We start from the raw sequence: 22,273 nt of genomic DNA on the forward strand, positions 1-22,273 counted from the left end.
AGGCTCGCTCCCACAGGTTCGGCGTAATCCCTGTGGGAGCGAGCCTGCTCGCGATGGCCGCGCCTAGGTCTCAAGCCGAATGACGCACCATGTCCACGTGAGGAATCCCTGCTTCCAGGAACTCTTCACTGACCACGGTAAAGCCCAGGCGCTCATAGAACGCCGTGGCCTGCACCTGCGCGCTGAGCATCTGCTGCTTGAGCCCGCGCTTCTCGGCTTCACCGATCACCGCTTGCATCAGCTTGTCGCCGACCTTCAGGCCGCGCCAGTCCTTGAGTACCGACACCCGACCGATGTGACCATCGGGCAGCAGGCGGGCGGTGCCAATCGGAAAGTCGCCTTCGAAGGCGAGGAAATGCACGGCGCTCGCGTCGTCGGCATCCCATTCCAGTTCAGGTGGAACGGATTGCTCGGCGATGAACACCGTTTCACGAATGCGCCGGATCTCGGCGTTGTCCTTTTGCCAGTCTGCGACACGTACGTGAATCTTATTCATCGGCAAATCCCAGGCTACCTTGCTTGACCAGTTCGCACAGCAGGCTGCGGCCGTCTTCATCGCTCAGCCATTGGCCAAGGTTGTCGACGTGCAGCGCATCGGCGGCGCAAATCATTTTCAGCAGTTCGCGCAGTTTGCCCGGCAGATAACGGCTCTGGCCGCTGGCGAACAGCAGCAGGTCGTCGTCGACTTCGGACCAGGCCAGGCGCGCGCTTGGGTTGCGAATCAGCACAGCGCCTTGTTCAAGGCTGCTCAGCAGGTCGTCTTCTTCCAGTTCCGGGCCAACCACCAATTCCGGGTAGCGTGGCTCGGTCATGAACTGGCCGAACCAGGTCAGCAACAGGCGCTCGTCGCTCATGTGCTCGGCCAGCAGGCTTTTCAAGCGGTCGAGCGCATCGTGCTGGATCTGGTGCGGGTCGATCGCTGGCTGTGCGTCGGCATCGGTGTAGCGCTCTTCGTCAGGCAGGAACTGGCTGAGGAAGTCGGTGAAGTGGGTCAGCACTTCGGCGGCGCTTGGGGCGCGGAAACCGACCGAGTAGGTCATGCAGTCATCGACGGCCACACCGCAGTGGGCAAGGCGCGGTGGCAGGTACAGCATGTCGCCCGGTTCCAGGGTCCACTCGTCGGTGGCTTCGAAGTCGGCGAGGATGCGCAGGTCGGCATGTTGCAGCAGCGGACTGTCGGAATCGCACATCTGGCCGATTTTCCAGTTGCGCTTGCCGTGGCCTTGCAGCAGGAACACGTCGTAGTTGTCGAAGTGCGGACCGACACTGCCACCCGGGGCGGCAAAGCTGATCATCACGTCGTCGATGCGCCAGCTCGGCAGGAAGCGGAAGTTTTCCAGCAGCTCGGCGACTTCCGGCACGAACTGGTCGACAGCCTGCACCAGCAGGGTCCACTCGCGCTCTGGCAGCTTGCTGAATTCGTCTTCGGCGAACGGGCCGCGACGCAGTTCCCAAGGGCGCTCGCCGTGTTCGATGACCAGGCGCGATTCGACTTCTTCTTCCAGCGCCAGACCGGCCAGTTCGTCGGCGTCGATCGGGCTTTCGAAGTCAGGGATCGCCTGGCGGATCAACAGCGGTTTTTTCTGCCAGTAGTCGCGCAGGAATTCCCGTGCCGTGATGCCGCCCAGAAGTTGAAGAGGAGTATCAGGATTCATGTGTAACCTATTGAAAAAAAGCACTTTTCAGACGGGAATAAAAACGCCCGGCGCTGCCGGGCGTCTCAAAGGGTCAAGCGGTCGATCAGATGCGTTTGGCTTGTGCCACGGCGTTGCCGATGTAGTTGGCCGGGGTGAGCTTTTTCAGCTCGGCCTTGGCTTCGGCAGGCATGTCCAGTGCATCGATGAAAGTCTGCAACGCTTCAGGGCTGATGCCCTTGCCGCGCGTCAGTTCTTTCAGCTTTTCGTACGGGTTTTCAATGTTGTAGCGACGCATCACGGTCTGGATCGGCTCGGCCAGAACTTCCCAGCACGCGTCCAGGTCTGCAGCAATCTTCTGAACATTGAGCTCTAACTTGCTGATTCCCTTGAGACTTGCTTCGTACGCGATCACGCTGTGGGCGAAGCCGACACCGAGGTTGCGCAGTACGGTGGAGTCGGTCAGGTCGCGCTGYCAGCGGGAGATCGGCAGTTTGCTCGCCAGGTGCTGGAACAGTGCGTTGGCGATGCCCAGGTTGCCTTCGGAGTTTTCGAAGTCGATCGGGTTGACCTTGTGCGGCATGGTCGAGGAACCGATTTCGCCGGCAATGGTGCGCTGCTTGAAGTAGCCCAGGGAGATGTAGCCCCAGATATCGCGATCGAAGTCGATCAGAATGGTGTTGAAGCGCGCGATCGCGTCGAACAGCTCGGCGATGTAGTCGTGCGGTTCGATCTGCGTGGTGTACGGGTTGAAGCCCAGGCCCAGCTCGTCTTCGATGAAGGCGCGGGCGTTGGCTTCCCAGTCGATCTCAGGGTAAGCCGACAGGTGGGCGTTGTAGTTGCCGACGGCGCCGTTGATCTTGCCCAGCAGCGGTACGGCAGCGACTTGAGCGATCTGGCGCTCCAGACGGTAAACCACGTTCGCCAGTTCTTTGCCCAGGGTAGTCGGCGAAGCCGGCTGACCGTGGGTGCGCGACAGCATCGGCACGTCGGCGAAGCGGATGGCCAACTCGCGGATGGCTTCGGCGGTCTGGCGCATCAGCGGCAGCATCACGTCATCACGGCCTTCACGCAGCATCAGGGCGTGGGACAGGTTGTTGATGTCCTCGCTGGTGCAGGCAAAGTGGATGAATTCACTGACGTTGGCCAGCTCAGGCAGCTTGGCAGCTTGTTCCTTGAGCAGGTACTCAATGGCTTTAACGTCGTGGTTGGTGGTGCGCTCGATCTCTTTGACGCGCTCGGCGTGTTCCAGAGAGAAGTTTTCCGCCAGGGTGTTCAGCACGGCGTTAGCTTCGGCGGAGAACGCCGGAACTTCGCTGATGGCAGGGTGAGCGGCCAGGCGCTGGAGCCAGCGCACTTCAACCAGGACACGAGCACGGATCAGACCGTATTCGCTGAAAATTGGGCGCAGGGCCTGGGTTTTGCCGGCGTAGCGGCCGTCAACAGGGGAAACCGCAGTGAGCGAAGAGAGCTGCATGGGGTGTTCTCGGACAGTCGGGCAACGAAATGGGGCGCGTATCATACATGAAAAAGTTCCGCTGGTCCGTTGCCAACTGACCAGCGTCTTACGCGTTACAGGCTAAAAATCAGTATTACAGGCGCAGTTCAGCTGCTGTGCATCAGCGGATAAAGCTCTTTGAGCAGTTTGCGGCGACTGATCACCAACTGCCAGCGATGACCGCCCAGCTGCCGCCACAAGCGCGCCGAACGGATACCGGCCAGCAACAGGGCGCGGATCTTCGAGGCGTTGCTTGGCTGCTGCAGGTTGCGCATGTCGCCGTGCACCTGAATGCGTTGGCGCAGGGTACTCAAGGTGTCCTGATACAGCGCGCCACAGGCGGCGATCACGTTTTCATGGGCCGGGCCGAAATGCTCGACCTGGGACTGAATCTGCGGCAAGCGCTTGCCGATTACTTCAAGCATGTCGCCACGCTTGGCCAGTTGCCGCTCGAGACCGAGCATCGACAGGGCATAGCGCAGGGGTTCGCGCTGCAGGGTGCTCGGATCGCGTTCGAGGGCGCCGATCAACGCGCGATAACCTTCGCGCAGATTGATATCGTCGCCGCCGTAGACCTCCAGCGTGTCCTTGGGGTCGATGATCAACAAGCTGCCAAGCATGCAGGTCAGGCCGGCTTCGCTGACCTGCCCGGTCTTGGCTATCTTGTCGACCAGCACGGCGGCGAGAAACACACCGCCGAGCGCTATCAGTTGTTCCTGAGTCGGGCTCATGCGCACGAATCCTTGCTGCTCCAGGGTTCGGCGACTTCGATGACACCGCCACCGAGGCAGACTTCACCGTCGTAAAACACCACCGATTGACCTGGGGTGACCGCGCGCTGCGGGTCATCGAAGGTGGCGCGGTAGCCGTTGGCGGTTTTTTCCAGGGTGCAAGGCTGGTCGCACTGGCGATAGCGTACTTTCGCCGTGAGTTTGCGTGGCGAGCTCAGGTCGACCGGGTTGACCCAGTAGATGTCCGAGGCAAGCAGGGCGCGGGAGAACAGCGTAGGGTGATTATTGCCCTGGCCAACGATCAGCTCGTTGCGTTCCAGGTCCTTGATCAGCACGTACCATGGCTCGTCGCCGGCATCTTTCAAACCGCCGATGCCCAGGCCCTGGCGCTGGCCGATGGTGTGGTACATCAGGCCATGGTGGCGGCCGATCACTTTGCCTTCGGTGGTCTTGATCTCGCCTGGCTGTGCCGGCAGGTATTGCTTGAGGAAGTCGCTGAAGCGTCGCTCACCGATAAAGCAGATACCGGTGGAATCTTTCTTCTTCGCGGTGGCCAGGGCGTGTTTCTCGGCAATCGCGCGAACTTCGGGTTTTTCCAGTTCGCCGACCGGGAACAGGGTCTTGGCGATCTGTTCGCCACCCACGGCGTGCAAGAAGTAGCTCTGGTCCTTGTTCGGGTCCAGGCCTTTGAGCAATTCGGTGCGGCCATCGATGTCGCGACGGCGCACGTAATGGCCGGTGGCAATCAGGTCGGCGCCGAGCATCATGGCGTAGTCGAGGAACGCCTTGAACTTGATTTCACGGTTGCACAGGATGTCCGGGTTCGGCGTACGGCCGGCCTTGTACTCAGCCAGGAAGTGCTCGAACACGTTGTCCCAGTACTCGGCGGCGAAGTTGGCGGTGTGCAGCTTGATGCCAATCTTGTCGCACACGGCCTGAGCGTCCGCCAGATCGTCCATGGCGGTGCAGTAGTCCGTTCCGTCGTCCTCTTCCCAGTTCTTCATGAACAGGCCTTCCACCTGATAACCCTGCTCGATCAGCAGTAGGGCAGAAACGGAAGAGTCCACGCCGCCGGACATGCCGACAATGACGCGCTTCTTTTGTGTGTCAGAAGGGGCTGGATCACGCATAGGGATTTAATGAGTGTCTTGAAAAAGGACGCGATTCTATCAGGCCCGAGCCTGCAAGGCTAAAGAGAAGGGCGGATCAGTTCGAGACTGAAGAGTTTACCGCTCAGGTAATCGTCGATACAGCGAATAATCAGCTCGCTGCGCCAGTGGTCGCGTTGTGCAAGGAGTTCGTTGCGGGTCAGCCATTTTGCGCCGACGATGCCGTCGTCGAGTTGATAATCGGGGTGGTGCTTCACTGCTTTGGCGGCAAAACACACGCGTTGGTAAGTCACGCCGTTGCTTGGAGCGGTGTACAGATAGATGCCTACTACGCCGGTGGCTTCAACGTCCCAGCCGGTTTCTTCGAGGGTTTCGCGGATGGCGGCTTCGGTCAGCGTCTCGTTCGGGTCCAGGTGCCCGGCCGGTTGATTGAGCACCGCGCGTCCGGCCTTGAGTTCTTCGACCATCAGGAAGCGGCCATTGTCTTCGACAATGGTGGCGACGGTGATGTGGGGTAGCCAATCCATGAGGTCTCCTCGATCTAATGCTGGAATAAAAAACAATGTGGGAGCGAGCCTGCTCGCGATTGCAGCGGGTCAGTCGACATCAGTGTTGAATGATAAACCGCTATCGCGAGCAGGCTCGCTCCCACATTGGTCCGGTGTTCGTGTTGGAGTTATGTGAAGGGCAAAAACAGAAACCCCGGCGCGGGCCGGGGTYTCTGGTGTTCCCTTACAACCTTAAACCAGCGCAGCAATCGCCGCGTTGAAGGTGTTGCTTGGGCGCATGGCCTTGCTGATCAGCTCGGCGTCGGCGTGGTAGTAACCGCCGATGTCGACTGGCTTGCCCTGAACGGCGTTGAGCTCGGCAACGATGGTTGCCTCGTTCTCGGTCAGTGTTTTTGCCAGTTGGCTGAACTGCGCTTGCAGCGCTGCGTCTTCAGTCTGGGCGGCCAGGGCCTGAGCCCAGTACAGCGCCAGGTAGAAGTGGCTGCCGCGGTTGTCGATGTTGCCGACTTTGCGCGATGGCGACTTGTTGTTGTCCAGGAACTGGCCGGTGGCCTGATCCAGGGTCTTGGCCAGCACCAGCGCCTTAGGGTTGTTGTAAGTAACACCCAGGTGCTCAAGGGAGGCGGCCAGGGCCAGGAACTCACCCAGGGAATCCCAGCGCAGGAAGTTTTCTTCCAGCAACTGTTGAACGTGCTTCGGTGCCGAGCCGCCAGCGCCGGTTTCGAACAGGCCGCCGCCATTCATCAGCGGAACGATCGACAGCATCTTGGCGCTGGTGCCCAGTTCCATGATCGGGAACAGGTCAGTCAGGTAGTCGCGCAGTACGTTGCCGGTCACCGAGATGGTGTCCTTGCCTTCGCGAGTGCGGGCCAGGGTGAAGGTCATCGCGTCGACTGGCGACATGATGCGGATGTCCAGGCCGGACGTGTCGTGATCCTTCAGGTAAGCCTGAACTTTCTCGATCACTACGCCGTCGTGGGCGCGCATTGGGTCCAGCCAGAAAATCGCCGGCGTTGCGCTTGCGCGAGCACGGTTGACCGCCAGTTTGACCCAGTCCTGGATCGGCGCGTCTTTGGTCTGGCACATGCGGAAGATGTCGCCGGCTTCAACCGGTTGCTCCAGCAGAGTGCGACCAGCGCTGTCGGAAACGCGAACCACGCCGTTTGCCTTGATCTGGAAGGTCTTGTCGTGGGAGCCGTACTCTTCGGCTTTTTTCGCCATCAGGCCAACGTTTGGCACGCTGCCCATGGTGGTTGGGTCGAAGGCGCCGTGTTGCTTGCAGTCTTCGATCACCGCCTGGTAGATGGTGGCGTAGCAGCGATCCGGGATCACGGCCTTGGTGTCGTGCAACTGGCCATCGGTGCCCCACATCTTGCCGGAGTCACGGATCATGGCTGGCATCGAGGCGTCGACGATGACGTCGCTCGGCACGTGCAGGTTGGTGATGCCTTTGTCGGAGTTGACCATCGCCAGCGACGGACGAACCGCGTAGACCGCCTGGATGTCCGCTTCGATCGCGGCTTGCTGCTCGGCAGGCAACGCCTTGATACGGGCGTACAGGTCGCCGATGCCGTTGTTCAGGTTGAAGCCGATCTGTGCCAGCACGTCAGCGTGCTTGGCCAGGGCGTCTTTATAGAACTCGGCAACGATCTGGCCGAACATGATCGGGTCGGAAACCTTCATCATGGTGGCTTTCAGGTGAACCGACAGCAGTACGCCTTTTTGCTTGGCGTCTTCGATTTCAGCGGCGATGAAGCTGCGCAGGGCATTTTTGCTCATCACGGCGCAATCGAGGATCTCACCGGCTTGCACGGTGGTTTTTTCTTTCAGGACGGTGGTGGTGCCGTCTTGAGCGATCAGTTCGATTTTCACGGCGTCAGCGGCGTCGATCAGGGCGGCTTTTTCGCTGCCGTAGAAATCGCCGGTGCTCATGTGGGCAACGTGAGACTTGGAGTCTTTTGCCCAGGCGCCCATTTTGTGCGGGTGCTTGCGAGCGTAGTTCTTGACCGACAGCGGTGCGCGACGATCGGAGTTGCCTTCGCGCAGAACCGGGTTTACCGCGCTGCCCTTGATCTTGTCGTAACGGGACTTGGCGTCCTTGTCGGCGTCGCTGGTGACGGTTTCCGGGTAGTCCGGCAGTGCATAGCCCTGGGCTTGCAGCTCTTTGATCGCGGCCTGCAGTTGCGGAACCGAAGCGCTGATGTTCGGCAGCTTGATGATGTTGGCTTCAGGCGTGACGGCCAGCGCGCCCAGTTCGGCGAGGTGGTCGGCTACGGCTTTATTACCCAATTGCTCGGGGAAGCTGGCCAGGATGCGCCCTGCAAGAGAGATATCGCGGGTTTCCACGGCGATATCAGCGGAGGCGGTGAAGGCCTCTACGATAGGCAACAGTGAATAGGTGGCGAGGGCTGGGGCTTCGTCGGTGAAGGTATAGATGATCTTCGAGCGGTTGGGCATATTCGGATTAACTCTCTTCTTTGCTAAAGCGTGCGCAGAAACTCGAGGGGCGCCGGGTAAGCGCGTTCGTTCAAAGTCATCCATGAGCCGAATGTCGAGGTTTCTTCGCGGTGATGTTGGGTGCATCAGTCGAGCGTCAAGCGGGTGGACTGCGGTAACAGTCCAGCTTATCGGGCGTAAAGTCTCGTAGCTTTTTATCCAGAAGCAGGAGCTTCGCCTGCGTGACCCTGCGGTCAGCGGCGGCATTATACATAGGTAGCTGGCAATCTGCCGATGGTTCATATGCAACGAATATCGTCCATTGGTCTAAAGGTCGCAGGCGTGCGTGCGGCGTAGAGTCGTCCACCGTGCTTGAGTTTGGCGCTTTTCCCTTTGCTTTCAGACTTGTACGTCGCGAACTGTGCAGCTTTGCGGCAGATGGATGGAACATAGGGTTTGCGTGCCGATTTAACTGGGGTACGCTCGGACGAAGCCAGATGTTCAATCCAAACAATGGAGTTCAGCATGGGATACAAGAAGATTCAGGTTCCAGCAGTCGGCGACAAAATCACCGTCAATGCAGACCATTCTCTCAATGTTCCTAACAACCCGATCATCCCTTTCATTGAAGGTGATGGTATCGGCGTTGATATCAGCCCGGTCATGATCAAGGTTGTCGATGCTGCTGTTAAGAAGGCTTACGGCGGCGAGCGCAAAATTTCCTGGATGGAAGTCTACGCCGGGGAAAAAGCGACTCAGGTTTACGATCAGGACACCTGGCTGCCTCAGGAAACTCTGGACGCAGTCAAAGATTACGTGGTTTCCATCAAGGGCCCGCTGACCACGCCGGTCGGTGGCGGTATCCGTTCCCTCAACGTTGCTCTGCGTCAGCAACTCGACCTTTATGTGTGCCTGCGCCCGGTGCGCTGGTTCGAAGGCGTGCCGAGCCCGGTCAAGAAGCCTGGCGACGTCGACATGACGATCTTCCGCGAGAACTCGGAAGACATCTACGCCGGTATCGAATGGAAGGCCGGTTCGCCGGAGGCGACCAAGGTCATCAAGTTCCTTAAAGAAGAAATGGGCGTTACCAAGATCCGTTTCGACCAGAACTGCGGTATCGGCATCAAACCGGTTTCCCTGGAAGGCACCAAGCGTCTGGCACGCAAGGCCCTGCAATACGTTGTCGACAATGATCGCGATTCGCTGACCATCGTCCACAAAGGCAACATCATGAAGTTCACCGAAGGTGCCTTCAAGGAATGGGCCTACGAAGTGGCCGCTGAAGAATTTGGCGCAACCCTGCTCGACGGCGGCCCGTGGATGCAGTTCAAGAACCCGAAAACCGGCAAGAACGTCATCGTCAAGGATGCCATCGCCGACGCCATGCTCCAGCAGATCCTGCTGCGCCCGGCTGAATACGATGTTATCGCGACCCTGAACCTGAACGGCGACTACCTGTCCGACGCCCTGGCGGCTGAGGTGGGTGGTATCGGTATTGCGCCAGGTGCCAACCTGTCCGACACCGTGGCGATGTTCGAAGCCACCCACGGCACTGCACCGAAGTACGCCGGCAAGGATCAGGTAAACCCGGGTTCGCTGATTCTGTCTGCTGAAATGATGCTGCGTCACATGGGCTGGACCGAAGCGGCCGACCTGATCATCAAGGGCACCAACGGCGCAATCTCGGCCAAGACCGTGACCTATGACTTCGAACGTCTGATGGAGGGCGCCAAACTGCTGTCTTCTTCCGCGTTCGGCGATGCGCTGATCTCGCACATGTAAGCTGATTTGCATTAAATAAAAAAACCGGCCGACTCAAATGATGAGTCGGCCGGTTTTTTTATGTCTCTGAGTTTGGTGGTATCAGCTCAACACGCGCTCGTGCTGGACGGTCGTCGCAGGCGCGGGCGCATTGGCCTTTACTGTAGCTGAGTCGATGTTGATCGCATGCAGGCCTTTGGGGCCCTGGATGATCTCGAAATTCACGGGTTGGCCTGCTTTCAAGGTCTTGTAGCCGTCCATTTTAATGGCCGAGTAGTGGGCAAAGAGATCTTCGTCCTTGCCGTCCTCGTTGATGAAGCCATATCCCTTGGCATTGTTGAACCACTTGACCTTACCGCTAGCCATGCTCATATCCCTCTGCAACAGACTCCATCACTGGAGTATCATCCAGTTAATCCGCATCAACCCTGAAATGGGGTTGGCCGTGCGGACCTTTTTTACCCACCGTGGGCTCTATTGGTTGTAACACTGATTTGCCGATAGTCAAGGTGACCAAGCAGTCGGGGTTGAAAAGCTCTGGGGCCGCCCCCACCACTGTATTCAGCTCAACTAACGAACCTTTCTTTCCATGCATGCTATCAGCCAGATTCGACTAACATTCAATCAGGATCGCCCTGATTTACACGACGACGATTCAGCAGGCATTGCTGTACAGGAGGCTAAGCCTGCGTTACAGGCGCCGCCGATGTACAAGGTGGTTTTGTTCAATGATGACTACACACCGATGGATTTCGTCGTCGAAGTGCTCGAGGTGTTTTTTAACCTGAATCGCGAGCTGGCGACCAAGGTCATGCTGGCCGTTCACACAGAAGGACGGGCAGTATGTGGAGTGTTTACCCGCGACATCGCCGAGACCAAGGCCATGCAGGTCAACCAGTACGCCAGGGAAAGCCAGCATCCGCTACTCTGTGAAATCGAGAAGGACGGTTAACGCCGACCACTTGGGTATGAGGTGAAGCTATGTTAAACCGCGAGCTCGAAGTCACCCTCAATCTCGCCTTCAAGGAGGCGCGTTCGAAACGTCATGAGTTCATGACCGTCGAACACCTCCTGTTGGCTCTATTGGATAATGAGGCAGCCGCCACCGTTTTGCGTGCGTGCGGTGCAAACCTCGACAAACTCAAGCATGACCTGCAGGAGTTCATCGACTCCACCACGCCTTTGATCCCCCTTCATGACGAGGATCGCGAAACCCAGCCAACCCTGGGCTTCCAGCGTGTACTGCAACGTGCTGTTTTTCATGTACAGAGCTCGGGCAAACGCGAAGTAACCGGCGCCAACGTGCTGGTTGCAATCTTCAGTGAGCAAGAGAGTCAGGCGGTGTTCCTGCTGAAACAGCAGAGCGTTGCACGCATTGATGTCGTCAATTACATCGCTCATGGCATCTCGAAAGTGCCAGGGCATGGCGAACACTCTGAAGGTGAGCAAGATATGCAGGACGACGAGGGCGGTGAGTCTTCTTCTTCAGGCAATCCTCTGGATGCATATGCCAGCAACCTCAACGAACTGGCGCGCCAGGGTCGTATCGACCCATTGGTCGGGCGTGAAATGGAAGTTGAGCGTGTCGCGCAGATTCTGGCGCGGCGGCGCAAAAACAATCCGTTGCTGGTCGGCGAGGCAGGCGTGGGTAAAACCGCAATTGCCGAAGGTCTGGCCAAGCGCATCGTCGACAATCAGGTGCCTGATCTGTTGGCCAACAGCGTGGTTTATTCGCTCGATCTGGGCGCGTTGCTGGCTGGGACCAAGTACCGTGGCGATTTCGAGAAGCGCTTCAAGGCGCTGCTCAATGAGCTGAAAAAACGTCCGCAGGCGATCCTGTTCATCGACGAGATCCACACCATTATTGGTGCGGGTGCTGCCTCTGGCGGTGTCATGGATGCTTCGAACCTGCTCAAGCCGCTGCTGTCGTCGGGTGATATCCGTTGCATCGGCTCGACCACGTTCCAGGAATTCCGTGGGATCTTCGAAAAAGACCGTGCGCTGGCACGGCGCTTCCAGAAGGTCGATGTGTCGGAGCCTTCGGTCGAAGACACCATCGGTATCCTGCGCGGTCTCAAGGGGCGTTTCGAACTCCATCACAATATCGAATACAGTGATGAAGCCCTGCGCGCCGCTGCCGAGCTGGCATCGCGCTACATCAATGACCGGCACATGCCGGACAAGGCCATCGACGTCATCGACGAGGCGGGCGCCTATCAGCGTCTGCAGCCAATCGAGAAGCGTGTGAAACGCATCGAAGTGCCTCAGGTCGAGGACATCGTGGCGAAGATCGCGCGGATTCCGCCAAAACACGTCACCAGCTCCGACAAAGAGCTGCTGCGTAACCTTGAGCGTGATCTGAAGTTGACGGTGTTTGGCCAGGATGCGGCGATCGACTCGTTGTCGACTGCGATCAAGCTGTCCCGTGCGGGTCTGAAGTCGCCTGACAAGCCAGTCGGTTCGTTCCTGTTTGCCGGCCCTACCGGGGTCGGTAAGACCGAAGCGGCCCGGCAACTGGCCAAGGCGTTGGGGATCGAGCTGGTTCGCTTCGATATGTCCGAGTACATGGAGCGTCACACCGTTTCGCGCTTGATCGGTGCGCCTCCAGGCTACGTCGGGTTCGATCAGGGCGGCCTGCTGACTGAAGCGATCACCAAGCAGCCTCACTGCGTGCTGTTGCTCGATGAAATCGAGAAGGCGCATCCGGAAGTCTTCAACCTGCTGTTGCAGGTCATGGACCACGGTACGCTCACCGATAACAACGGGCGCAAGGCGGATTTCCGTAACGTGATCGTCATCATGACGACCAACGCCGGTGCCGAAACCGCAGCTCGGGCGTCTATCGGCTTCGCGTATCAGGATCACTCGTCCGACGCAATGGAAGTGATCAAGAAGAGCTTTACGCCGGAATTCCGTAACCGTCTGGACACCATTATCCAGTTTGGTCGCCTCAGTCATGAGGTCATCAAAAGCGTGGTGGACAAGTTCCTTACCGAACTGCAGGCGCAGCTGGAAGACAAGCGTGTACTGCTCGAGGTCACCGACGCTGCACGCAGTTGGCTGGCGGCCGGTGGTTACGATGCGACCATGGGTGCGCGACCAATGGCGCGCTTGATCCAGGACAAGATCAAGCGTCCGCTGGCGGAGGAGATTCTCTTTGGCGAACTGGCTGAGCATGGCGGTGTGGTGCACATCGACATCAAGGATGGCGAGTTGACCTTTGAGTTCGAGACCACAGCAGAAATGGCCTGACGGTTGTTGCTGTTGTTTTAAAGCAGAAGGCGCCTGGTGGCGCCTTTTTGCTGTCTGTGGGTTGGGGTTGGGGTTGGGTTTTGGGTGTATATCCATTGCTGCGGTAACGGCTGCTGGCGGTTTCGCCCTTACGGCGAGTCCCTTTTGGCAAACGCCCCAAAAGGAACCAAAAGGTCTCGCCCCGAGCGTACGGCACCTCGCTTAGGCTCGGCGTTCCCTCGTTACGGTATTCATCAGGAGGCATCGCCTACGGTCTGCTTCGCGACGACCTCCTCTCGATGTGTCCGGCTACGCCGTACGGCGCTGCGCGCCAACCTCCTGATGAACACCTCCACTCGGCCTCCCGAAGGGGCGGGTGGATCAAGATCAACAGCGGCAGGCGAGCTAACGCTCGGCCTGTTGAGTGGTGGGGGGTATGCGTTGCTTTGCCTTTTTGCCTTTTTTGTGGGAACCGGGCTTGCCCGCGATGACGACCTGACAGCCGACCAATCTCTCACAGATGTACGCCATTCAAAAGTGTGGGAGCTGGCTTGCCTGCGATGGCGGCCTGACAGCCGACCAATCTCTTGCAGATGCACGCCAATCCATTGTGGGAGCGAGCCTGCTCGCGATGGCGACCTGGCAGCCGGCCTATCTCTTGCGGATGTACACCAATAAAAACTGTGGGAGCTGGCTTGCCTGCGATGGCGGCCTGACAGCCGACCAATCTCTTGCAGATGCACGCCAATCCATTGTGGGAGCGAGCCTGCTCGCGATGGCGGCCTGACAGCCGACCAATCTCTTGCGGATGTACACCAATAAAAACTGTGGGAACTGGCTTGCCTGTGATGGCGGCCTGACTGTTGATCGGTTTCTGGTGGATGTACTCGAATTACATTGGGCCTACAAAACGCTTTGGCTTTTGATCCTGATCTGCTTTTGATCTTTCGCCCCATCGGCAGGCCGAGCGTAGGTGTCCATCAGGGGGTAGGCGCGCAGCGCCGTTCGACGAAGTCGAACACATCGAGAGGAGGTCGTCGCGAAGCAGACCGTAGGCGATGCCCCCTGATGGGCACCGTAGCGAGGGAACACCGAGCCTTGGCGAGGTGCCGTACGCCGGGGCGAAGCCTTTTGCTTACTTTTCGCTGGGCCGGCACCCCGGCGTCTGGAAAAGTGAGTCGCTGTAAGAGCGAAACCATAAGCCGCCGTTACCGCAGCAACGGATATACACCCAAAACAAAAAGAAGCTATCAAACCCCAGACAAACAAAAACGCCCGGCAGAACCGGGCGTTTTGTATTGACTTGATTAACGAGCGCGGTAAGTGATCCGCCCTTTGCTCAAATCATAGGGCGTCAGCTCGACGCGCACTTTGTCACCGGTAAGAATACGAATGTAGTTCTTGCGCATCTTGCCGGAGATATGCGCGGTTACGACGTGCCCATTTTCCAACTCCACACGAAACATGGTGTTGGGCAGGGTGTCGACGACAGTGCCTTCCATTTCGAAGCTGTCTTCTTTCGACATGCAGTAAAGCCCTCGGTATCCAATGAATGGCCCGGTGCAACTGCGCCAGGCAAAAGCGGCGTGCATTGTGCCCGAAAAGTGGGGTTTAAGCCAAGGGCTTTAGGGCTGAACCTAGTTCAGTACCACCCAGCGCTGATTAATCAGCAGCTCTATGGGGCGATATTGGGTCTTGTAGTTCATTTTCTTGCAGTTTTTGATCCAGTATCCGAGGTAGACCGCGTCCAGTCCCAGGCGCCGGGCTTCGTTGATCTGCCAGAGAATCGCGTAACGGCCCAGGCTGCGGCGATCTTCTTCGGGCTCATAGAAGGTGTAGACCGCCGACAAGCCGTTGGGCAGCAGATCCGTCACGGCGATCGCCAGCAGGCGGTCCTCGAGGCGGAACTCATAGAAACGCGAAAACGGCAGGTCGCGGACCAGAAAGGTCGAAAACTGATCGCGGCTGGGCGGGTACATGTCGCCATCGGCGTGGCGTTGTTCGATATAGCGTTGGTAAAGATCGAAATACTCTTCGCTGAAACCCGGTTTGGCCGGGCGAACCTGCAGGTCGGCATTGCGTTTGAAAATACGTTTCTGCTGACGGTTAGGCGAAAACTGCGCAACCGGAATGCGCGCAGGCACGCACGCATTGCAATTCTGGCAATGCGGCCGGTACAGGTGATCGCCACTGCGACGAAAACCCATTTCCGACAGGTCTGCATAGACATGCACATCCATGGGCTGGCTAGGGTCGAGGAACAGCGTGGTGGCCTGTTCATCGGGCAGATAGCTGCAAGAGTGGGGCTGAGTGGCATAGAACTTGAGGCGCGCCAACTCGGTCATGAATCAACCCTCGGGAATAGCTGTTCAATTAAGTGTAAGCCACGAGCGCAAAAGTCGCTCAGCAAACCCATGGGGCGCGGCTGGGTTGATCAAGGTGTTGCTGGAGATAGCCTGCAAACTCTCGGCGCGGGATCGCCCGGGCACCCAGGCTATGCAGATGACCGGTTGGCATCTGGCAGTCGATCAATACGAAACCGGCGTCCTTGAGGTAATTGACCAGCGTGGCGAAGCCGACCTTGGAAGCGTTGTCGGCGCGGCTGAACATCGATTCACCAAAAAACAGCTGACCCATGGCCAGGCCATAGAGTCCGCCCACCAATACCCCTTGGTCCCAGACTTCGACCGAGTGGGCGTATCCGCGAGCGTGAAGCTCCATGTAGGCGGTTTGCATCGCTTCGGTGATCCAGGTGCCATCGGCGTACTCCCGCGGAGCTGCGCAGGCGCGTATGACGGCCGGGAAGTCTTGATCGAACGTCACGTCGTAACGCTTTTGGCGCAACAGCTTGCCGAGGCTGCGAGAAATATGCAGTTCGTCGGGAAACAATACGGTGCGTGGGTCCGGCGACCACCAGAGGATCGGTTGGCCCTCCGAAAACCACGGGAAACAACCGTGGCGGTAAGCCTGGATCAGCCGATCGGCGCTCAGGTCGCCGCCAGCGGCAAGCAGGCCGTTGGGGTCGCGCATGGCTTTTTCCAGCGGCGGGAATTTCAGGGAATCGCGTTGTAACCAGGTCAGCATGGTATCCAGGCTTGCAGAAGGGGAGGGCGGCGATGGGCTGGGGCCCACCGCAATGAATGTATATCAGTTGTCATCGAGGTATTTTTCAGCGTCCAGTGCCGCCATGCAGCCGGCACCGGCGGAAGTTACCGCCTGACGGTAGACGTGGTCGGCCACATCGCCGGCGGCAAACACCCCTTCGATCTCGGTGGCGGTGGCATTGCCTTCGCTGCCGCCGCGGACTCGCAGGTAGCCGTTATGCATCTCCAGCTGACCCTGGAACAGGTCGGTATTGGGTTTGTGGCCAATGGCGATGAATACACCGGTCAGCTCCAGGTCTTTCATCTCGCCAGTCAGGCTGTTGCGCAGGCGTGCACCGGTTACGCCGCTGGCATCGCCCAATACCTCTTCGAGGTTCTGGTTCCAGTGCAGGCGAATGTTGCCATTTTTGGCACGTTCGAACAGTTTGTCCTGAAGAATCTTCTCTGAGCGCAATTTGTCGCGACGATGGATCAGGTGCACTTCCTTGGCAATGTTGGCCAGGTACAGCGCTTCTTCAACGGCCGTGTTGCCACCGCCAATCACCGCGACCACCTGATTACGGTAGAAAAACCCATCGCAGGTGGCACAGGCAGAAACGCCTTTGCCGGCGAAGGTTTCTTCAGAAGGCAGCCCCAGGTATTGTGCCGAAGCACCAGTCGCGATAATCAGTGCATCGCAGGTGTAGGTGCCGCTGTCGCCGGTAAGCCGAAACGGCCGCTGCTGCAACTCTGCGGTGTGAATGTGGTCGTAGACGATCTCGGTGTCGAAACGCTCGGCATGTTTTTGCATGCGCTCCATCAGCACCGGGCCGGTCAGGCCTTCAACGTCGCCTGGCCAGTTGTCGACTTCAATGGTGGTGGTCAATTGACCGCCGGCTTGCAGGCCCGTGATGACGGTCGGCTTGAGGTTGGCGCGAGCGGCATAAACGGCGGCGCTGTACCCGGCAGGGCCGGAACCCAGAATGATCAGGCGTGAATGCTTAGCTTCGCTCATAAAAACACCTCATAAGCCTTTGTCACAAAAGAGAATGCATGCTCAAATTGAAGCGCGCGCAACGTACTTTTGGCTATGCTACACCTTAGCTGCTCTGGCGTGGCATCGTGAGGGCAAACCCGTACAATGCCGGTCTGTATCGGGATGTTCCAAGGCTTGGGATGAAACAGGACAGTCTTCGTCAGCGCCTACCGGTTTCAGATTTCGATGTCAGAGTGTTAAAAGTAGTCTCTGTTGCGCCCGTTAACTTTGTTACCTGCCCGGAGTGGGCAGTTTTTGTAGTCAATCAACAGTTGGACGCGCTACAGGCGCAGGAAAAGACGCGTTTTGAAGAAATCCACCGCAGCACCTAAAACAGTAGTTCCACTTTGGCGTCAGCATCTGCACTACCGGCTCAAGGAAGGTGCACTGATCGCCATCGGTGCCTTGTGCCTGTTCCTGATGATGGCCTTGCTGACCTATGGCAAGGACGATCCGGGCTGGAGTCATAACAGCAAAATCGATGATGTACAGAATTTCGGTGGGCCGGCCGGCTCTTACAGCGCCGATATTCTGTTCATGGTGCTGGGTTACTTCGCCTATATCTTCCCGCTGTTGCTGGCGGTCAAGACCTACCAGATCTTCCGTCAACGCCACGAACCGTGGCAGTGGAGCGGCTGGCTGTTTTCCTGGCGCCTGATCGGTTTGGTGTTTCTGGTGCTGTCGGGCGCGGCCCTGGCGCATATCCATTTCCACGCCCCGACCGGTTTGCCGGCCGGCGCCGGCGGTGCATTGGGTGAAAGCCTGGGCGACCTGGCGAAGAACGCGCTGAATATCCAGGGCAGCACCCTGATGTTCATCGCACTTTTTCTGTTCGGCCTGACCGTGTTCACCGACCTCTCGTGGTTCAAGGTGATGGACGTCACTGGCAAGATCACCCTCGACCTGTTCGAGCTGTTCCAGGGGGCCGCCAATCGCTGGTGGGCTGCGCGCACCGAGCGCAAGCAACTGGTTGCACAATTGCGTGAAGTCGACGATCGGGTACACGAGGTCGTGGCACCGACCGTGACCGACAAGCGCGAGCAAGCCAAGGTCAAGGAACGCCTGATCGAGCGTGAACAGGCCCTGAGCAAGCACATGTCCGAGCGCGAGAAGCAGGTTCCGCCGGTGATTGCTCCAGCACCGCCGAAAGCGCCGCCTCCAAGCAAACGCGTCGAAAAAGAGAAACAGGCGCCGCTGTTCGTAGACAGTGCAGTGGAAGGTACCTTGCCGCCGATCTCGATTCTCGACCCGGCTGAAAAGAAACAACTCAACTATTCGCCTGAGTCGCTGGCTGCGGTTGGCCATCTGCTGGAAATCAAGCTCAAGGAATTCGGCGTCGAAGTCTCGGTGGATTCGATTCACCCTGGCCCGGTGATTACCCGTTACGAAATTCAACCGGCGGCTGGGGTAAAAGTCAGCCGTATCTCCAACTTGGCCAAAGACCTTGCGCGTTCGCTGGCAGTGACCAGTGTGCGGGTGGTGGAAGTGATTCCCGGCAAGACCACGGTCGGGATCGAGATTCCCAACGAAGACCGGCAGATTGTGCGCTTCTCCGAAGTGCTATCGACGCCGGAATACGATGACGCCAAGTCCCCGGTCACCCTGGCCCTGGGCCATGACATCGGCGGTAAGCCGGTCATCACCGACCTGGCAAAAATGCCTCACCTGCTGGTAGCCGGTACCACCGGTTCCGGTAAGTCGGTAGGCGTGAACGCGATGATCCTGTCGATCCTGTTCAAGTCGGGCCCGGAAGACGCCAAACTGATCATGATCGACCCGAAAATGCTTGAACTGTCGATCTACGAAGGCATTCCGCACCTGCTGTGCCCGGTGGTCACCGACATGAAGGACGCCGCCAACGCGTTGCGCTGGAGCGTGGCCGAGATGGAGCGCCGCTACAAGCTGATGGCGAAGATGGGCGTGCGTAACCTGTCGGGCTTCAACCAGAAGGTCAGAGAGGCGCAGGAAGCCGGTACACCGCTGACAGATCCATTGTACAACCGCGAAAGCATCCACGACGAAGCGCCGCTGCTGACCAAGCTGCCAACCATCGTGGTGGTGGTCGACGAATTTGCCGACATGATGATGATCGTCGGCAAGAAGGTTGAAGAGCTGATTGCGCGGATCGCCCAGAAAGCCCGTGCGGCCGGTATTCACTTGATCCTTGCGACCCAGCGTCCGTCGGTGGATGTGATCACCGGTCTGATCAAGGCCAACATTCCGACCCGTATGGCGTTCCAGGTATCGAGCAAGATCGACTCGCGAACCATCATCGACCAGGGTGGCGCCGAGCAGTTGCTGGGTCACGGTGACATGCTCTATATGCCGCCGGGCACCAGTCTGCCGATTCGGGTTCACGGCGCGTTCGTTTCCGACGATGAAGTTCACCGGGTGGTTGAAGCCTGGAAACTGCGCGGTGCACCGGAGTACAACGATGACATCCTCAACGGTGTCGAAGAGGCGGGCAGTGGTTTTGAAGGCGGCAGTGGCGGTGGCGACGATGATGCTGAAACCGACGCGCTCTATGACGAAGCGGTGCAGTTCGTGCTGGAAAGCCGCCGCGCCTCGATCTCTGCGGTTCAGCGCAAACTGAAGATCGGCTACAACCGCGCTGCGCGCATGATCGAAGCCATGGAAATGGCCGGGGTCGTGACCTCCATGAATACCAACGGCTCGCGCGAAGTGCTTGCACCAGGCCCTATGCGCGACTGACCGGTGCCGCGTGAGATCACGCGGCATGCCATTCAAACGAATATCAAAGAGGACTCCCATGCGTCTTATCCGCATGTTGCTGCTGCCGGTACTGGCTTTAACCACACTCTCGGCCCACGCCGATGACAAGGATGTGGCGCGTCTGACTCAACTGCTCGAAAAGTCGCAGACCCTGACCGCACGTTTCTCTCAGCTGACCCTCGATGGCAGCGGTACTCAGTTGCAGGAAACCTCTGGCGAGATGTCGTTGCAGCGTCCGGGCCTGTTCTACTGGCACACCGATGCACCGCAAGAACAGCTGATGGTGTCGGATGGCAAGAAGGTTTCCCTGTGGGACCCTGATCTGCAACAAGTCACCATCAAGAAGCTCGATCAGCGCCTGACCCAGACTCCAGCCCTGTTGCTGTCCGGTGACGTGTCGAAAATCAGCCAGAGCTTCGCCATCACCTCCAAGGAAGCTGGCGGCGTGATCGACTTCACGCTCAAGCCCAAGACCAAGGACACGCTGTTCGACAGCCTGCGCCTGTCGTTCCGCAACGGCATGGTCAATGACATGCAGATGATCGACAGCGTCGGCCAGCGCACCAATATCCTGTTCACCGGAGTCAAGGCCAACGAGCCGATTCCGGCCTCCAAGTTCAAGTTCGACATCCCCAAGGGTGCCGATGTGATCCAGGAGTAAGACGCAGAACCTGTGGGAGCGGGCTTGCTCGCGAAGAGGGAGTGTCAGTCACCATCAATGTTGTCTGACACACCGCATTCGCGAGCAGGCTTGCTCCCACAAGGATTGTGGCGGTTGAGGACCCAGTAGAGGTTTCATAAGTAGTGATGGACCTGTTTCGCAGTGCCCCGATAGCTCAGCCCTTGGCTGCCCGTTTACGTGCGGCCAATCTGGACGAGTATGTCGGTCAGGAACACCTGTTGGCCCGCGGCAAGCCGTTGCGCGAGGCGCTGGAGCAGGGTGCCTTGCACTCGATGATTTTCTGGGGGCCGCCGGGCGTGGGTAAAACCACTCTGGCGCGGCTGCTCGCGGAAGTCTCGGATGCGCACTTCGAAACGGTCTCGGCGGTGCTGGCCGGGGTCAAGGAGATTCGCCAGGCGGTGGAAGTCGCCAAGCAGCAGGCCGGGCAATATGGCCGTCGAACCATTCTGTTCGTCGACGAAGTGCATCGCTTCAACAAGTCGCAGCAAGATGCCTTTCTGCCGTACGTCGAGGACGGCACGCTGATTTTCATTGGCGCGACCACCGAAAACCCATCCTTTGAACTGAACAACGCACTGCTGTCCCGTGCGCGCGTCTACGTGCTCAAGAGCCTCGACGAAACCGCGCTGCACAAACTGGTGCAGCGGGCGTTGACCGAAGAGCGCGGCCTGGGCAAGCGTCAGCTGAGCCTCGGCGATGATGGCTTCAAGATGCTGCTCAGCGCCGCTGACGGTGACGGCCGGCGTTTGCTGAACTTGCTGGAAAACGCCTCCGACCTGGCCGAAGACGGCACGGAAATCGGCGTCGAGCTGCTGCAAAGCCTGCTTGGCGACACCCGGCGACGTTTCGACAAAGGCGGCGAAGCGTTTTACGACCAGATCTCTGCGCTGCACAAATCGGTGCGCGGCTCCAACCCGGACGGCGCGCTGTACTGGTTCGCACGGATGCTCGACGGTGGCTGCGATCCGTTGTACCTGGCCCGGCGCGTGGTGCGCATGGCCAGCGAAGACATCGGCAATGCCGACCCGCGTGCCTTGAGCCTGTGCCTGGCGGCGTGGGATGTGCAGGAGCGACTGGGCAGCCCCGAAGGCGAGTTGGCGGTCGCGCAGGCGATTACCTATCTGGCCTGTGCGCCGAAAAGCAACGCGGTTTATATGGGCTTCAAAGCTGCCATGCGTAGCGCTGCCGAGCATGGCTCGCTGGAAGTCCCGCTGCATTTGCGCAATGCCCCGACCAAGTTGATGAAACAACTCGGTTACGGCGACGAATACCGTTATGCCCACGACGAACCGGACGCTTACGCGGCCGGCGAAGATTATTTCCCGGAGGAACTGGAGCCGCAGTCGTTCTATCGTCCGGTACCACGTGGCCTCGAATTGAAGATCGGCGAGAAGCTCAACCACCTTGCGCAGCTGGACCGTCTGAGCCCCAAACAGCGGAGAAAACCTTGATTCCCTTGATCGTTGCGGTCTCCGTCGGCGGTATTGCCGGCACCTTATTACGTTTCGCTACCGGCAATTGGATCAACGCGAATTGGCCGCGGCACTTCTATACCGCTACGCTGACCGTTAATATCATTGGCTGCCTGTTGATCGGCTTTTTGTACGGCCTGTTTATGTTGCGCCCGGAAGTGCCGATTGAGGTGCGTGCCGGGTTGATGGTGGGCTTCCTTGGCGGCCTGACGACTTTTTCATCCTTTTCACTGGATACGGTGCGCTTGCTCGAAAGCGGGCAAGTGCCGCTGGCCCTGGGCTATGCGGCGATCAGCGTATTCGGCGGGCTGCTCGCGACCTGGGCTGGCCTGTCCCTGACCAAACTTTGATAAACGAG

General features: G+C 58.6%; 20 protein-coding genes. 8 read left to right on the forward strand and 12 right to left on the reverse strand.

From position 1 onward, the window contains the following. Positions 1-70: 70 nt before the first annotated feature. The 7 genes from AC1DHT_RS18180 to AC1DHT_RS18210 all read right to left on the reverse strand — a co-directional run bounded on the left by AC1DHT_RS18180 (position 71) and on the right by AC1DHT_RS18210 (position 7,938). Positions 71-496 (reverse strand): GNAT family N-acetyltransferase, encoded by a 426-nt coding sequence (locus tag AC1DHT_RS18180; protein WP_427547277.1) that lies wholly within the window; start codon positions 494-496, stop codon positions 71-73. Then, entirely contained in the window at positions 489-1,655 is a 1,167-nt protein-coding gene (locus AC1DHT_RS18185; RefSeq protein WP_427547274.1) for a ribosomal protein uL16 3-hydroxylase, read from the reverse strand. Before AC1DHT_RS18185 ends, AC1DHT_RS18180 begins: the two co-directional genes overlap by 8 nt. A gap of 85 nt (positions 1,656-1,740) precedes the next feature. Next, a complete protein-coding gene (purB, locus tag AC1DHT_RS18190; RefSeq protein ID WP_477761425.1) occupies positions 1,741-3,111 on the reverse strand; it encodes an adenylosuccinate lyase in 1,371 nt (456 codons plus the stop codon). A gap of 128 nt (positions 3,112-3,239) precedes the next feature. Beyond that, complete coding sequence (gene hflD, locus AC1DHT_RS18195; RefSeq protein ID WP_019689830.1) at positions 3,240-3,863, reverse strand: high frequency lysogenization protein HflD; 624 nt, start codon at positions 3,861-3,863, stop codon at positions 3,240-3,242. Next, a complete protein-coding gene (mnmA, locus tag AC1DHT_RS18200) occupies positions 3,860-4,993 on the reverse strand; it encodes a tRNA 2-thiouridine(34) synthase MnmA (protein WP_427537202.1) in 1,134 nt (377 codons plus the stop codon). Before mnmA ends, hflD begins: the two co-directional genes overlap by 4 nt. Before the next feature lie 59 nt (positions 4,994-5,052). Further along, on the reverse strand, positions 5,053-5,499 hold the full coding sequence (locus AC1DHT_RS18205; protein ID WP_427537199.1) for an NUDIX hydrolase: 447 nt from the start codon (positions 5,497-5,499) through the stop codon (positions 5,053-5,055). Positions 5,500-5,712: 213 nt separating this feature from the next. Then, positions 5,713-7,938, reverse strand: a complete 2,226-nt coding sequence (locus AC1DHT_RS18210) for an NADP-dependent isocitrate dehydrogenase (protein WP_427537196.1) — start codon at positions 7,936-7,938, stop codon at positions 5,713-5,715. A gap of 504 nt (positions 7,939-8,442) precedes the next feature. Between AC1DHT_RS18210 and icd the strand changes: the two genes are divergently transcribed. Further along, positions 8,443-9,699 carry an NADP-dependent isocitrate dehydrogenase gene (icd, locus tag AC1DHT_RS18215; protein WP_054597846.1) on the forward strand — a complete coding sequence of 419 codons (1,257 nt, stop codon included), beginning with the start codon at positions 8,443-8,445 and terminating at the stop codon, positions 9,697-9,699. Positions 9,700-9,780: 81 nt separating this feature from the next. Here icd and cspD read toward each other — a convergent pair whose 3' ends face one another. Next, positions 9,781-10,044: a cold shock domain-containing protein CspD gene (cspD, locus tag AC1DHT_RS18220; protein WP_427537192.1), complete on the reverse strand. Its 264-nt coding sequence runs from the start codon at positions 10,042-10,044 to the stop codon at positions 9,781-9,783. 223 nt (positions 10,045-10,267) lie between these two features. Between cspD and clpS the strand changes: the two genes are divergently transcribed. The 3 genes from clpS to AC1DHT_RS18235 all read left to right on the forward strand — a co-directional run bounded on the left by clpS (position 10,268) and on the right by AC1DHT_RS18235 (position 13,696). Then, positions 10,268-10,630 (forward strand): ATP-dependent Clp protease adapter ClpS, encoded by a 363-nt coding sequence (gene clpS, locus AC1DHT_RS18225; RefSeq protein WP_015094394.1) that lies wholly within the window; start codon positions 10,268-10,270, stop codon positions 10,628-10,630. A gap of 29 nt (positions 10,631-10,659) precedes the next feature. Beyond that, positions 10,660-12,930: an ATP-dependent Clp protease ATP-binding subunit ClpA gene (clpA, locus tag AC1DHT_RS18230; RefSeq protein ID WP_427537189.1), complete on the forward strand. Its 2,271-nt coding sequence runs from the start codon at positions 10,660-10,662 to the stop codon at positions 12,928-12,930. Positions 12,931-13,429: 499 nt separating this feature from the next. Then, complete coding sequence (locus AC1DHT_RS18235) at positions 13,430-13,696, forward strand: hypothetical protein (protein ID WP_442114572.1); 267 nt, start codon at positions 13,430-13,432, stop codon at positions 13,694-13,696. A 520-nt stretch (positions 13,697-14,216) separates the two neighbouring features. On the opposite strand, the gene infA is transcribed toward AC1DHT_RS18235, so the two are convergent. The 4 genes from infA to trxB form a co-directional block, all read right to left on the reverse strand. Further along, entirely contained in the window at positions 14,217-14,435 is a 219-nt protein-coding gene (gene infA, locus AC1DHT_RS18240; protein WP_002553999.1) for a translation initiation factor IF-1, read from the reverse strand. Positions 14,436-14,546: 111 nt separating this feature from the next. Beyond that, positions 14,547-15,254 carry an arginyltransferase gene (locus AC1DHT_RS18245; protein WP_427537175.1) on the reverse strand — a complete coding sequence of 236 codons (708 nt, stop codon included), beginning with the start codon at positions 15,252-15,254 and terminating at the stop codon, positions 14,547-14,549. A 58-nt stretch (positions 15,255-15,312) separates the two neighbouring features. After that, the gene (aat, locus tag AC1DHT_RS18250; RefSeq protein ID WP_427537168.1) at positions 15,313-15,993 is read right to left on the reverse strand and encodes a leucyl/phenylalanyl-tRNA--protein transferase; all 681 of its coding nucleotides are present in this window, start codon (positions 15,991-15,993) and stop codon (positions 15,313-15,315) included. A 63-nt stretch (positions 15,994-16,056) separates the two neighbouring features. After that, positions 16,057-17,007 (reverse strand): thioredoxin-disulfide reductase, encoded by a 951-nt coding sequence (gene trxB / locus AC1DHT_RS18255; protein ID WP_427537166.1) that lies wholly within the window; start codon positions 17,005-17,007, stop codon positions 16,057-16,059. 327 nt (positions 17,008-17,334) lie between these two features. Between trxB and ftsK the strand changes: the two genes are divergently transcribed. From ftsK to crcB, 4 genes are all read left to right on the forward strand, one after another. Further along, positions 17,335-19,740, forward strand: coding sequence for a DNA translocase FtsK (gene ftsK, locus AC1DHT_RS18260; RefSeq protein WP_427537162.1), 2,406 nt, complete (start codon positions 17,335-17,337; stop codon positions 19,738-19,740). Positions 19,741-19,798: 58 nt separating this feature from the next. Beyond that, entirely contained in the window at positions 19,799-20,422 is a 624-nt protein-coding gene (gene lolA / locus AC1DHT_RS18265; RefSeq protein ID WP_427537160.1) for an outer membrane lipoprotein periplasmic chaperone LolA, read from the forward strand. Between the two features lie 146 nt (positions 20,423-20,568). After that, a complete protein-coding gene (locus tag AC1DHT_RS18270) occupies positions 20,569-21,894 on the forward strand; it encodes a replication-associated recombination protein A (protein ID WP_020723510.1) in 1,326 nt (441 codons plus the stop codon). Continuing rightward, positions 21,891-22,265 carry a fluoride efflux transporter CrcB gene (gene crcB / locus AC1DHT_RS18275; protein ID WP_019689843.1) on the forward strand — a complete coding sequence of 125 codons (375 nt, stop codon included), beginning with the start codon at positions 21,891-21,893 and terminating at the stop codon, positions 22,263-22,265. Before AC1DHT_RS18270 ends, crcB begins: the two co-directional genes overlap by 4 nt. The last annotated feature ends 8 nt before the right edge of the window (positions 22,266-22,273 follow it).

The organism is Pseudomonas sp. 05N432 (genome assembly GCF_056396945.1).